The sequence below is a fragment of the Ammoniphilus sp. YIM 78166 genome, assembly GCF_004522215.1.
Taxonomy (GTDB): domain Bacteria; phylum Bacillota; class Bacilli; order Aneurinibacillales; family RAOX-1; genus YIM-78166.
Genome location: NZ_SDLR01000001.1, coordinates 662,092 through 675,025, shown reverse-complemented (window position 1 = coordinate 675,025; position 12,934 = coordinate 662,092). Strand labels below are relative to the sequence as shown.

Annotated in this window: 16 protein-coding genes; 4 read left to right on the top strand and 12 right to left on the bottom strand. The window is 44.9% G+C overall.

Translation table 11 applies throughout. The features are described 5' to 3' along the window. Nucleotides 1–306 (bottom strand): hypothetical protein, encoded by a 306-nt coding sequence (locus tag EIZ58_RS03280; protein WP_134699089.1) that lies wholly within the window; start codon nucleotides 304–306, stop codon nucleotides 1–3. Between the two features lie 210 nt (nucleotides 307–516). Here EIZ58_RS03280 and EIZ58_RS03275 point away from each other — a divergent pair, with 210 nt between their 5' ends. From EIZ58_RS03275 to EIZ58_RS03265, 3 genes are all read left to right on the top strand, one after another. Further along, nucleotides 517–711: a hypothetical protein gene (locus EIZ58_RS03275; protein ID WP_134699088.1), complete on the top strand. Its 195-nt coding sequence runs from the start codon at nucleotides 517–519 to the stop codon at nucleotides 709–711. Between the two features lie 18 nt (nucleotides 712–729). After that, on the top strand, nucleotides 730–2,790 hold the full coding sequence (locus tag EIZ58_RS03270) for a peptidoglycan D,D-transpeptidase FtsI family protein (protein WP_134699087.1): 2,061 nt from the start codon (nucleotides 730–732) through the stop codon (nucleotides 2,788–2,790). 72 nt (nucleotides 2,791–2,862) lie between these two features. After that, complete coding sequence (locus EIZ58_RS03265) at nucleotides 2,863–3,093, top strand: hypothetical protein (RefSeq protein WP_134699086.1); 231 nt, start codon at nucleotides 2,863–2,865, stop codon at nucleotides 3,091–3,093. Nucleotides 3,094–3,110: 17 nt separating this feature from the next. On the opposite strand, the gene nth is transcribed toward EIZ58_RS03265, so the two are convergent. Together nth and EIZ58_RS03255 are read right to left on the bottom strand one after the other, a co-directional pair. Then, entirely contained in the window at nucleotides 3,111–3,761 is a 651-nt protein-coding gene (nth, locus tag EIZ58_RS03260) for an endonuclease III (protein ID WP_205672100.1), read from the bottom strand. Between the two features lie 52 nt (nucleotides 3,762–3,813). Beyond that, nucleotides 3,814–4,338, bottom strand: a complete 525-nt coding sequence (locus EIZ58_RS03255) for a hypothetical protein (RefSeq protein WP_134699085.1) — start codon at nucleotides 4,336–4,338, stop codon at nucleotides 3,814–3,816. Between the two features lie 165 nt (nucleotides 4,339–4,503). Here EIZ58_RS03255 and EIZ58_RS03250 point away from each other — a divergent pair, with 165 nt between their 5' ends. Next, nucleotides 4,504–5,334, top strand: coding sequence for a hypothetical protein (locus tag EIZ58_RS03250; protein ID WP_134699084.1), 831 nt, complete (start codon nucleotides 4,504–4,506; stop codon nucleotides 5,332–5,334). 11 nt (nucleotides 5,335–5,345) lie between these two features. On the opposite strand, the gene EIZ58_RS03245 is transcribed toward EIZ58_RS03250, so the two are convergent. The 9 genes from EIZ58_RS03245 to EIZ58_RS03205 all read right to left on the bottom strand — a co-directional run bounded on the left by EIZ58_RS03245 (nucleotide 5,346) and on the right by EIZ58_RS03205 (nucleotide 12,918). Continuing rightward, nucleotides 5,346–6,068, bottom strand: coding sequence for a DUF421 domain-containing protein (locus EIZ58_RS03245; protein WP_134699083.1), 723 nt, complete (start codon nucleotides 6,066–6,068; stop codon nucleotides 5,346–5,348). Nucleotides 6,069–6,106: 38 nt separating this feature from the next. After that, nucleotides 6,107–6,976, bottom strand: coding sequence for a CvfB family protein (locus EIZ58_RS03240; protein ID WP_134699082.1), 870 nt, complete (start codon nucleotides 6,974–6,976; stop codon nucleotides 6,107–6,109). A 126-nt stretch (nucleotides 6,977–7,102) separates the two neighbouring features. Further along, the gene (locus tag EIZ58_RS03235; RefSeq protein ID WP_134699081.1) at nucleotides 7,103–7,315 is read right to left on the bottom strand and encodes a hypothetical protein; all 213 of its coding nucleotides are present in this window, start codon (nucleotides 7,313–7,315) and stop codon (nucleotides 7,103–7,105) included. A gap of 100 nt (nucleotides 7,316–7,415) precedes the next feature. Then, entirely contained in the window at nucleotides 7,416–7,805 is a 390-nt protein-coding gene (locus EIZ58_RS03230) for a LysM peptidoglycan-binding domain-containing protein (RefSeq protein WP_134699080.1), read from the bottom strand. A gap of 77 nt (nucleotides 7,806–7,882) precedes the next feature. Continuing rightward, nucleotides 7,883–8,647: a flagellar motor protein MotS gene (motS, locus tag EIZ58_RS03225; RefSeq protein WP_134699079.1), complete on the bottom strand. Its 765-nt coding sequence runs from the start codon at nucleotides 8,645–8,647 to the stop codon at nucleotides 7,883–7,885. Between the two features lies 1 nt (nucleotide 8,648). After that, complete coding sequence (locus tag EIZ58_RS03220) at nucleotides 8,649–9,449, bottom strand: MotA/TolQ/ExbB proton channel family protein (protein WP_134699078.1); 801 nt, start codon at nucleotides 9,447–9,449, stop codon at nucleotides 8,649–8,651. Nucleotides 9,450–9,595: 146 nt separating this feature from the next. After that, nucleotides 9,596–11,296 (bottom strand): acetate/propionate family kinase, encoded by a 1,701-nt coding sequence (locus tag EIZ58_RS03215; protein WP_134699077.1) that lies wholly within the window; start codon nucleotides 11,294–11,296, stop codon nucleotides 9,596–9,598. 24 nt (nucleotides 11,297–11,320) lie between these two features. Further along, entirely contained in the window at nucleotides 11,321–12,436 is a 1,116-nt protein-coding gene (locus EIZ58_RS03210) for a hypothetical protein (protein WP_134699076.1), read from the bottom strand. Between the two features lie 53 nt (nucleotides 12,437–12,489). Further along, on the bottom strand, nucleotides 12,490–12,918 hold the full coding sequence (locus EIZ58_RS03205; RefSeq protein WP_134699075.1) for a YugN family protein: 429 nt from the start codon (nucleotides 12,916–12,918) through the stop codon (nucleotides 12,490–12,492). Nucleotides 12,919–12,934 lie beyond the last annotated feature (16 nt).

Below are 12,934 nucleotides of genomic sequence, written 5' to 3'. Positions count from 1 at the left end.
TTACTCTTTAAAATCTTTTAGACGCTTGGTGATTTTTTCGAACCAGTCACGGTCTTTTACATTTAAGGCTAAATCAGCTAACTGAAACAGGTGGGCCTTCTGCAAGTTCCTCTGTTCTTTGTGCGACAAGTACTTCACTAGATCATAATGGTACATTTCACACTTATAGCCGTTATTAAACTGAAGCAAGTACTTATTGGTAAATTCATCAAACATGAGGATTTCCGCCACTTCATCAAAGAAATGATTATTAGGATTTATGACCCTGACCATGTCTCCCTTCTTAAAACGAACCTTCGTTTTCATAATCCTCTCACCCTCTAATTGAATTTCCCCATAGCTCCTAACGTTTTGGTCTTATATACTATGCAGGAAACCCTTGTTCTAATTCGCCCTTTTTTACCTGTTTTAAGCCTATTGAGACAATCGAGCATTATGTTGCAAAATCTGATAGAATATTTGGGTATGCTAAAACACAAAAGAAAATAATAGACTTTAAATAAGGAGTGCTGCCTTGTGTTCTGGATTATTCTCGGCCTTGTGTTAGCCGCTGTGAACTCCTCCCGACCTTACCGGAACTGGGTAGAAGCTAGGCTCAAGAAAAAAGGATTTCCCCATCCGGAGCAAAAAGGAGCTCAGCGCAGGAAAACCTTAAACATACTCGCCGCTGTCTATGTCTTGGTCGGACTTGCTCTGTGGGTTAATCAATAGAAAGAGGACTCGAAAATTATGATTTATAATAACGACATATATAACAATGAGGAGAAAAAGAAACAACAACAAACCTTGATTGCCAGACGCGTACAGCTCTTGTTCACGATCGTGTTTATCTTTTTTGCCGCGCTTATCTTTCGTCTATCGATCGTGCAAATTGCCAAAGGAGAAGAATATCTCAAAATTGCAACTGAAAAATCCATTCAAACCATCCCGATCCCAGCCCCTCGCGGTAAGATTTTAGACAAAAATGGAGAGATCCTGGTTGACAACAAGGTTTCTTATACCGTTGTTTTCCGAGAGGAAGACTGGATGACCAAGGATTATATTTTATATTTAGCGAACCAAGTGGCCCCTATTATCCAACTGCCACTTGAGGATGTTCTGAAAAAGATGGATACAGGCTATGATGCCGAAGGGAATCGGGTCATCCGAAAAGATCCGAAGTTCCTGGAAAAAGACTTGAAGTTTGATTTAAAAGAACAAGAGATCTCCATTCTCTCAGAAAATCGAACAGCCTTAAAAGGAATTGACGTGGTCGTGAAGCCGGTACGCTATTATCGCGAAGATCGAATTGCTGTCCAGACCATCGGCTTTGTACGTCCTTATGCGGTAGCGGAAACAGCAAGGGCCACGGAAAGCTACTATAAACAACGCAAGGACATTTATCTCCCTAATCAGTATGTCGGGATGGATGGCGTAGAATTTAGTTATGAGGACACACTAGCCGGTGAAAATGGAGCCAAAAAGCTCCTCGTTAATGCACGGGGCACCCTTCTCGAAGAAGTATCGGTAACCAAGCCGCTTCCAGGTAGCAATCTCTACCTCACGCTGGATCGAAGAGTGCAAAAGGAATCCCAGGAGTTCATTGCCCAGTATCTAAAAGAACTCCGTCAGCGACCTGGTGCTCACACCGATACCCGCCAAGTCAAGAACGCCTATGTCGTAGCCATGGAAACAGAAACAGGCAAAATTGCCGCCATTATCAGCCATCCGGACTATGACCCGAACGAGTGGATTCGTGGGGTGGATCAAGATAGATACAATGACATCCAGTTCTCCATTAATAATGGGACGATTCGCTCGGCTCCTTACGATGCAAGACCCAAAGCCATAAAAGAATCTGAGCGTCATCCCAGCTCGATGGTACCCATGGGTTCAACGATTAAGCCCCTCACGGTGCTTATGGGATTGAACGAGAAAATCATTTCTCCCTATGACCGCTGGCGAGACCCCGTGGTTTACCGTTACGGGCGTGGGACGGATTCCATTAGCAATGCAAATAAGAGAGATCTAGGGTGGCTGACCCCCCAAATTGCCTTGCAAAAGTCCTCCAACACTTATATGGCCAGGATTGCTGAGAATCTCGTGAGCAAAGGAAATTCTGTTCAAACCTTCCAGCGCTACCACCACCACTTTGGCATGGGGATTCAAACAGGCGTCCAGCTCCCGTTTGAAAGTAAGGGATTGGAGGATTATATCGATACGAGTAAACGAATCAGTGCTCTAGCTGCCCTTGTTCAGGCCTCCTTCGGTCAGCAAGAACGTTATACCACGATGCAGCTTGCACAGTATACGGCAACGCTGGCGAATAAGGGCAAGCGACTTCGTCCGCAGATCGTCGATCGCATCGAGAGTCGCGAGGAAATTAAAGTGACCCAGCCTGAGGTTCTGAGTGAAATGGAGATCCCTGACTTATACTGGAAAGTCGTGTTAGATGGAATGAAGATGGTCACCCAGCCAGGAGGAACGGCAGTAGTGCCTTTCCAAGGGTTTCCTTACACAGTTGCTTCTAAGACGGGAACCTCCGAGCAAGATATGTATGTCGAATATGAACCAGGCAAATGGAAGAAGGACCGACGAGTAGAGAATGCGACCTTCATTGCGTTTACTCCCGCAGAAAAACCCAAGCTGGCGATTGCCGTTGTGGTACCGGAAGGGGGTCGAGGCACAAACTCTGCAGCTTATATTGCGCGTGGAGTGCTGGATATATATGATAAGTATATTGGCATCGGGGATCAGCCTCGCATTCCGCCAGGTCCTGTAGAAATCGACGAAACCGCAGCTGCCCAATAATTGCCTGCAGGGAATCGTCTTTAAACTGGGAAAACTAATCATAATTTCGTTGTAGGAAGGACGTATTTATCAATGGAGAAGCATGAAATTTTCAAACAGGATAAATGGAATATGATTGTAGCTGAGGTCAAAGGAACGAAAATCGAGGTAAGAGAAATCTCAACGGAATGGGGGGAAGATAAGCATATCTTTCATAGCCGACCTGAGCTCATGAATTGGGTAAATGCTCATTTTACTCCAGATCAATTTGAAGGCCGCGAGCATGATTATGAGCAAATCATAGAAAACTTTAAAAAGGTATAAGAAAAGAAGGATCAGCCCTACGCGAGCTGATCCTTCTTTCGTTTTTTTCCTTCCCGACAGAGGTCCATTAGGGGACAAACCTCACAGGCAGGTGCTTGTGCTTTGCAATGGTAGCGACCAAAAAAAATAAGCCGATGATGAGTTTGTGTCCAATCTTCTTGAGGTACCTTCTTCATTAACGTTTTTTCCACTTCGAGGACAGAATCCTTCCACCTGCAAATGCCTAATCTCTTGCTCACCCGTTCAACATGGGTGTCTACGGCAATGGCTGGAACTCCGAACGCATTGGACACAACGACATTAGCCGTTTTTCTTCCAACCCCAGCTAACTTCGTCAATTCCTCATGGGAACGCGGGATTTCTCCTTGGTGTTCGTCTATCAAGGCCCTACATAACTTTTGTATATTTTTTGCTTTACTTCGATACAATCCAATTTGTTTAATATCCTGTTCAAGCTCTTCAAGAGGTACCGACAAGTAATCCCAAGGCGTCTTGTATTTCTGAAACAATTGGGCTGTCACTTGATTCACCTTTTTATCCGTACACTGCGCACTCAGGAGTACGGCAATCGTCAGCTCGAACGGATTTTCATGATTCAGCTCACAGTAGGCATCAGGATACATTTCTCCTAGTGTCTCTAAAATTCGCTGCATATTTTTCTTATTCATGATTATCACCCATACTCTATCATAACAGAAAAACACCGCAGAATCCTAGATTCTACGGTGTAACTTCTGGATTATAACCAAGCAGTGGGTGACAATGCTCCTGCCCTCTTTGCAAGAGCTTAATTAAGTGATCCCATTGTTCAAAAGTATTATCCTTAAAGATGTTATGCTTCTTTCTTACGATCACGGAAATCTCCTCATCACAAAAGCCGTCTTCTTGAGAACCTCTGACACAGATGAAGAAATGGTTCGTTCGTTCATTCCGCAGCTTTTTGAGTTCGGCATAGATTTCTTGAATATCAAGCGAATCCCCTAATAGGCATTCAAAAGTGGTCTCCACCACGATATCATCAAGCTTTCCTTCTTCTAGGTAAGCCGCAATCGTGACTTCGATGTCACTTTCACCGACGTACAGGGGCTGTGTAATTGTCATGGATAACTGCTCTTCTGTACGCAAATGAATGATTGGTTCCTCTTGAAGTAAAATGTATCCTCTTTCCTTGACGTATTCGCTTACATCCTGAACAAAACGCAAGGCCGCACTTGTCAGCTGATGCATTTCTTTCATGTTTTCCATAGTTGGCCCCTCCTCTTCATTTCCTCTACCCTTCCTTTTCGCTTTTTGCCCTGTCGAATCCTTTAGCGAAAACAGACTAGTTGCGACTAGTTTTGTCGCGAGCCTGTGGCATAAAGTTAAAAGCTCTCATAGAATATATACATCACGGTATGGGAGGAAAGAGATATGTACACGTTCAACAAGCCTCTTCACCTGTCACCTTATGATCACCCCGATATTTACCCAGGCCCTGCTCCCTCTTACTCCTTTATTTATATGAATGGAATGGCCTATCGGTTAACGGGAGCTGGAAATCCGGCTAATCTTACCGTTGAGCTGGATGATCGTCACATCACTTTATCTAAGTTTCTCAAGGAACAGAAGGCAAGCCCGCTTGCTGAACGCTATCCGATTCTCAGCTATGGTTCCAATGCATGTTTAGCTCAATTAAAGTATAAATACAGCCTCAATCCGAAACTAAACGATATCGTCATTAACCTCAAGGGCAAGTTGCGAGATACGGATGTGCTTTATTCCGCCTATATCACCAAGTATGGAGCCCTCCCTGCCATGCTAGGACCCATGAAGGGGGCTAAGTGTCAAGTTTGGCTAAGCTTACTTGATGAGCAGCAGTTAAAGCATATCAATGCGACAGAAAGTGTATACTCCATAGCGACTCACCACGCCCAAAAACTTAAGTTAGAATGCGGCATCAAGCCCTCTGAATTTTATGCTTACTATTTTGATAAGGCGCTGACCATGAACGGACAATATTTTCGATACCCGGATATTCCTTGTTCGGGCTCTCGTGCTAAGGAAATATGGCAAGCGCACATGCTAGAATTAATCGCCTATCAGTTTCAAATGCCTCGTGAGCCGTTTATCGAGACGGTAAGGCAAAATTTCGAGTTCCGCCGCAAAGTTCAAAAATCACTTGAGGATATGGCTGAGCTTATCAAGCATGAGGATTGGAGCCCGTTAAAAAAAATGAGGAAGTGGAAGGAGATCTACTCCTAATCCACTTCCTCTTACCGTCTGTAGGGTTCATCTTTCCTGCTGACATAAACCGTGCCATCCGACTCCAGTAAAGCTAGAAACACCTCTGTCGGAGACTGAATGCCTTTTTGGATAAGCTGCTCTTGAAGCCACTCTTCGGTTAGATCATGATACTGCAGATTGCGTTTGACCACATGACCGTCTTCAATGAGTACGGAAGGCATTTTGATCTCCGCTGCAGGCAATCCTAGATCCCTAGGTGTAACGGGATTGGCATGTGCTCTTGTAATTATGCTGATCTCACCGTTAGGCTCTAGAATCGCCAATTCGACGTCGGATAAATTGGTTACATTCTTCATTCTCGCAGACATCAGCAGCATGTCCAGCGTGACCTTCGTTTTCTTCATCATATTGCGAAGAACTTTTCCTCGTGAAATCAAGATTCTGGGCTCTTCGTCCACAAACCTGCGGATCCTCGCCGACTTTAAGGCCATGAAGGTGATCACATAATGAATTCCTGTAAGGGTAAGAGCTACTGAAAAAGGACCTGAGAGGTTGGTTTCACCATTGACTAGAGGTTCACCGATCACATCCCCGATAACAATGGCAAATAGAAAATCTTGCGCTTGCAGGTTGCTCATCGTCCTTTGTCCTAGGAACTTGATCAGCCCAAATAAAAACAAGTAGGTGACCGTAGCTCGGATGACAAAAGCCGATATGGTCAGATGCGGGTCACCCTGCCAAAAAGAAGCCATGTTGTTATTGATCCGCTCCCTTCCATGTCAAGACCGCTCTACTTCTGTTTAATCGAAGTCAAGTAGGTCCATCCTTCTTCTTGATAGATCTTTCCTTCCTTCATCAGCTTGCCCATTGCTCTTTTAAAGGCTGCCTTGCTGATGCCGAATCGATCGCGGATCGTATCCGGATCCGTTTGATCCGAGAAAGGCATCGCCCCGCCGCGATCTTTAAGAATTTGGTAGATCTGCTCCGAATCCTCTTGATACGCCTCTACCTTCCTCGGATTTTGGGTGACATTCAGGCGCCCGTCTTCCCTGATGCTCTTCACGCGTGCGCTCACGCGCTGACCAAGCCGAACCACGCCCTTAATATCATCTCGATGTAAGAAGGCAATATGTTGCTCCTCAGTGAAGAAGAATGCCCCTAAGGCAATCACTCGATATACATACCCCGAAACTTCTTTATGGAGCATGTCTTTTCCAGCTTCCTGCTCCATCTCCTGCAATTCCACATCGAGTCCTAGTTTGGCCAGAAGCCTGCCCTTCTTATCCAGCTTGAGTCCAACAAATACTTTATCTCCCCTTTGTGGCCAGGAAGCCCATTCCTTAGGCAGATCATCCTTAGAAAGCAATAACTGTTTTTGGATCCCCATTTCTAGAAAAACACCAAGCTTACGGTTCACATCCGAGACATAGAGCCAAGTAAACTCCCCTGAGGTTAATAAAGGCTTTTTCATGGTTGCAGCCAATCGATCCTCATGGTCAATATATAGAAATACCGATACTTTTTGTCCTTCTCGTAACTCTCCTTCCGCTTCATTCTTATGCAGCAAGATGTCTTCATCCCCTGCCGACAAGAAAAACCCGAACGGTGCAACCCGTATAACTTCTAACGTTGCCATTTGACCTGCCTGTACCATATTCATCTCTCCTTACTATGTACAAGTGTTCTTTGTTAAATTCTTTACATCTAACCAAAATTTATGAGTCAAAAGCATAGCTTATGGTGAAAAAAGAAAAAAGTCAACTAGAAAGTTGACTTCGATGATTTGCTATTCTTCTATCCTTCTTACTACGTAAAATAATTTGGAGGAGATATATTGTATGGTTCGGTCAGAATCCTGGTCCAGCATCCGGTCGATGATATGCTGAGGGATCATCCACTCACATTGAAGCTGTGAAAAACGATAAATGGCATCCCCCACAATCTCAAGCTCAATCCCTTGTGCAGATAGGCCATCTTGCATGATCTCTCTAGCGTGCATTCTAATGGTCCCCCTCACTCTTGGTTTCTCTCCGTTTCTATTATACTACCAGAATGAGGGGTTGTGGTTGGTATTCTTGGATATTCAATGAATTTTTTATCTAGGGTAACAAGATCGTTTGGCCTGCTTGAATCGTTGCTCCATTGAATCCGTTTTTCTCTTTAATCAATTGGACCGCTTCTTCTCTTGAGCGTTCCGGATAATATAGTCCTGCAATCGCCCACAAGGTATCTCCGGACTTCACGGTATATAGCATGGCGTCCGGCTTCGCCACGGCCAGACTTTGACCCGCTTGATGTTGATTTAGCACCACAGCTTGTCCTTCCCGATCAGCAAACAAGGTTAGAGTAGCCCAAAAAACAAACAATATGGACATACAAATGAGTAAGATCATGCCTTTGTTGGAGAACGGAGACTTATGAGGCTCATCCGGTTGCCCATTTTCTTGCACATTCTGTTTGTCCCACTGTTGGTAGAAGTGAATTTGCATATCGCATCCCCCTCTTGCTTTGTCCTATTGCTATCTTATGAGCAAGAGGGGGAGGATATGACCAAATTAATAGTTCACTAGTTTTCTAGACTTGCAATGGCAATCACTACTCTTCGATTTTTTTGCCTTCCCTCTATCGTCGTATTGGGAGCCATCGGTCGAGTATCGCCATATCCGATGGCTACAAATCGAGTAGGCTTAAGACCATGCCGCTCGATGAAAAAACGGACTACTCGACTTGACCTTGCGGAGGACAGCTCCCAATTCGAAGGAAAAACAACGTTCGAAATAGGCAAATTATCGGTGTGACCTTCTATCATAATATGATTAGGCAGCGTCTGAAATAAATCGGCTAATTTATTCAAGAACGGGACTCCATTGGGGAGGATTTCCGCTTCACCCGAGCGGAAAAGCAAACCGTCCTGCAGGACAAGCTCAACACCCTGTGGGGTACGAGTCGCTTGGACCTTGGTTTCTAGTTCATTTTCCTTGAGGAATTCCTGGACTTTTTGGGTGATTTCATCTAACTCTTGTTGATTTTTTCTCTGAATCTCAGCATCACGCGTAGGCCTCTCCAGGGCTGCTTGATTATTAGGATCCTTCTGCACTTCCTCTCCCCTGACCATCTTCCCTTGGGTATCAAATTCGATAATAGAATGATTGTATTCAAAGGTTGCTTTATTTGTGAAGGATTCAAGAAAGGCACGGAACTTTTTCGCATCCAATTCAGAGAAGGCAAACAGCAACACAAAAAACACGAGAATCAGCGTCATCAAATCAGAGAACGTCGTCATCCACATCGGGGCGCCTTTCGGCGGATCCTTCTTTTTCCGTTTGCTCATATTACTCATCTTCTCCTTTTACCGCATCAGGCTTCTTTCTGGCTTCTGGCGGCAGGTAAGAGGACAGCTTTTCTTCTAATACTTTCGGGTTAATTCCTGAAGTAATCCCAATAATACCTTCTATCATAATTTGCTTAACAAAAACTTCTTCCTCTGTGTTTTGGGCCAGTTTATTGGCAATGGGGATAAAGATGAAATTGGCCATAACTGAACCATAAAAGGTCGTGATCATCGCAACAGCCATAGAAGGACCTAAGCTCGACGGATCACTTAGGTTTCGAAGCATGAGAACTAGACCAATCAAGGTTCCAATCATTCCCCATGCGGGAGTCAATTCTCCTGCTTTCTCAAATAAGGCGCGTCCACGGCCATGACGATCCTCTAATGCCGCTAATTCGGCATCCAAGATCTCCCGAAGTGCATCCTGCTCAGTGCCATCAACCGCAAGGGTAATCCCCTTCTTTATAAAATCATCTTGCATCGCTTCCATCTGTTCCTCTAGGGCTAACAGTCCTTCACGTCTGGCCGTAGTAGCTAGCCCGACAAAGTCGTCCACCAGCTTAGCTAGATCATAATCTCTCGAAGAAAAGGTTTTTTTCATGATGGGGAACATTTTTTTAATGCCATCCATTCGAAAGGAGATGAGCATCGAGCAGATGCTCCCGCCAATAACAATGAGGATGGAGGGTATATCGATGAATCCGCTTGCCCCTGCCAAGCCCCCAGCTACCAAGATGGAGACGACAAGGATTACACAACCCGCTGCAATACCTATAATTGTGGCCAAATCTTTCTTTTGCATCTGTTTCTCTCCCTAGATGAACTACCCTACCATTCTAACATATCTGTTATCTATTAAATCGGTTAAAATGAGGCGAAACTTGAATATAATTTTAGGAAAAAAATAAAAAAGCTTATCGAGTAAAAATTAACTCGATAAGCCTCTTACTACAGAATCAATTGGTACGCGTCCCTTGCCATGATCAGTTCCTCGTTCGTTGGAATCACCATCACCTTCACCGGAGAAAAGCGACTGTTGATAAAGCGTTCTCCTCTCTTCATATTCGCCTCCGGATCCAAATACACGCCGGCATATTCGAGTCCGGTACAGATCCTCTCACGAATCTCTGCGCTGTTCTCACCAATCCCCGCTGTAAAGATAATGCCGTCTACTCCATTGAGTCGAGCTAAGTATAAGCCAATAAAGGTATGGAGCTTTGTCGTAAAGATGTCGATCGCTAATCGACAGCGTTCGTTCCCTTCTTCGGCTCCCTTTAGGATCTCGCGGATATCATTGGAAACCCCAGAAATACCTAGTAACCCGCTATTCTTGTTTAAAATTTCAATGGCTCCATGAACATCGGTCTGTTCAATATCTGCCAAGTAAGGAACGATACCCGGATCAATATTCCCGCTGCGCGTACCCATGCTTACTCCGGCAAGAGGTGTCATTCCCATGGAAGTATCATACGATCTTCCATAGCGGATAGCCGTAACGGAAACCCCGTTGCCGATGTGGCAGCTAATGAGTCGCAATTTTTCTTTAGGTATCTCCATCATTTCTTCTGCCCGCTCCATTACATACCGATGACTGGAGCCATGAAAACCATATTTACGTATCTTATGGTTTTGATAATATTCATAGGGAATAGGGTAAATGTAGGAAGATGGCGGCATCGTTTGATGAAAGGCGGTATCAAAAACAGCCACCTGTGGTAAGCCAGGAAATAATTTTTCAGCCCACTCAATGCCCAGTAAATTAACGGGATTATGAAGCGGGGCCAGCGGTGACAGCTTTTGAATGACTTCCTTTGTTTCATCCGTGATCACAACAGAATGGGCAAACTCTTCTCCTCCATGAACCACCCGATGGGCAATCGCATCAATGGTATACGGCTTCATGGCATCCGCAATGCTCTGAAAATGTTGCCCGTAGTCTTCTTGCGTGACGCGCTCAATGGTTCCTGATTCCCGAATCACCTTGCTTGGCATTTCATAAAGCTTGTATTTAATGGAAGAACTTCCGCAATTAAATAGCAATATGGTCTTAGGGCTCATCACTCGGAGTTCGCGGCAGGCATCCACTTCAATGATCTCCACCAAGTCGCCGTTTTTGAGGTTTGCCGCATTTCCTTCATCCGTATCCACATGAAACTCCAGTACATAATTTTTATTCACCCGGCATAGGACATTCTCGAGGATGACAGCACGCTCGCCCTTCGTCTTCACACTAACAATGTCCTTGTCTTTTACCCCAATTTTTCTAGCATCCTCTTCGTCCATATGGATATGGCGAACAGGCAGGATCACTCCTTCTTCTAACACAACCCGCCCTTTTGGACCTTCTAGGATGATCCCTGGAGTCCCTTGAAGATCCCCTGAATCCCGAACAGGAGGTTGAATTCCTAAGATATAGCTATCCGTTTTAGAAATTTCCAATTGGGACTGCTTTCTTTCCGGTCCTAATATCCGAACATGATGGATCCGTCCTTTAGGCCCTTCAATGGTTACGGTTTCTTCACATGCAAACTGCCCAGGCTGTTGCAAATCCTTTAATTTTTTCAGTTCATAGCCTCGGCCGAATAGTTCCTCTACATGCTCTCTTGATAAATGAATATGGCGATTGGAAATCCCAACTGGAACTTTCATCTCTTCCCTCCGTGCCTGATTAAATTATAGCGAAATACCCTCTAGTTCTAATTTCCATCTTTCCCATAAGGAGCCTCGTGTGAAAAGAAAAACAAGGGGTACTCTCTGTTCCCTCTGTCCTTTTCTTGCAAGGTTTACGATCATCGGTACAACTTCTACATGCAGATCCAGTTCCTTGGTTTTCGCTTTCTCAATCGAATGAATTCGGACACTCTCAATATCTTCAAGATTTCTCAAGAGCTTTTCCACTTCTGCCGACTCTGCTTGATTTAATAAGAGCCTAATGATGCTTGTATCATGTTCATTTACGGCCGTAATAAATAGTGAAGCCAATTCTTCTGGAGAACCGTAAACAATCCGATCATGAAGTTCCCCTGATGCCTTGCTAATCATCAGATCATGTCCTGGGTCTGGAGTATCGCGACGATGGGTAGTGCTGTCTTTAAAGTGGATACAGAAATGCCCGGGAAACTCATTCCAGGTAATTGCACCCCCACCGTGGGGCATACCATGCATGGAACCAGCAAGTATTTTCCCATCGGTCCGCACGAGGATCGCGCGTCTTTTCCAGCTCCATTTGCCATTATAGATCTTTTTCATAATCTTCGTGTCTTCTGCCGTTAACGGCTGAACATCGGCATGCTGGCTTCCAGCTCGGCGCTGAACATGAAACCGAAGCCCTGTCTCCACATCGACGACCTCCGCATAGCCTTTGCGTGGCAGCATGCGCTCTGCTTCCCGCCAGGTCACCATCTGTCCGAAGTGATGCTGGCGAAGCGTTTCAATGTACGTACGCATTTTGGATTTTACATCGAGGGGAAGCAGGATCTTCTCCCTTTTCTCTAGCTGGAACAGATTAAACGAGTAACTGACCATGAAAACTTCCTTTTTGCCTTTTTGAACAAGCTCCAAATAAGCATAAGGAAGCTCAGGAACACGGGTCATAGGCACGGTTTTGCCTTTTAAGATCTCCTTCACTAATTTCTGGTTTTGAACGTGCAGTCGGCTTTCGAATAAGGAAGAAGGAGATGCTTTCACAATAAAAATCGCTTGGTCAGCTTCCTTCCCTTCGGCTTGGACCAATGGAGACATCATAAAAAGCAATAGAAAGAAAAAGAGCTGCATTCCTTTGCGGTACATGGATCTAAGACTCCCTTCATTCACAGAAAAACCCCAGAAGACTCCGGGATTTATTAACGAACATATCGCATTAACTTAGCAATAGCTGCCTGGGCTTCTTGCACCCTTTGGTCCACACGATGAATCTCTCCATCTACGGCCTCCGGAGTCTGAAACTGATTCACAAGCGTATTCATCTGGAACGGAAGCTGATCCACAAGAGGAATGGAATCGCTCGCCAATTGGGTGTGAACCACGTGCCGCACGATAAATGGCTGCTGGAATTTCAACCTGGCACCAGAATCATCGAGCGCTCCTTCAATGACCTCCACCGGCAATCGCAAATAAATGGTTTCACCGCCGTCTCTTTCTAATGCAGCGTCAAAATAACCATGCTCATACTCCCAATTGCCACCCAGAATAAAACCATGCTCTATAAAAGGCTCACGAATTTCGCCAAAGGTTGCTTCTTTTCCTTGAATCTCAGAGGGTACAGGAATCATGGCTTTCTCTCCTTAC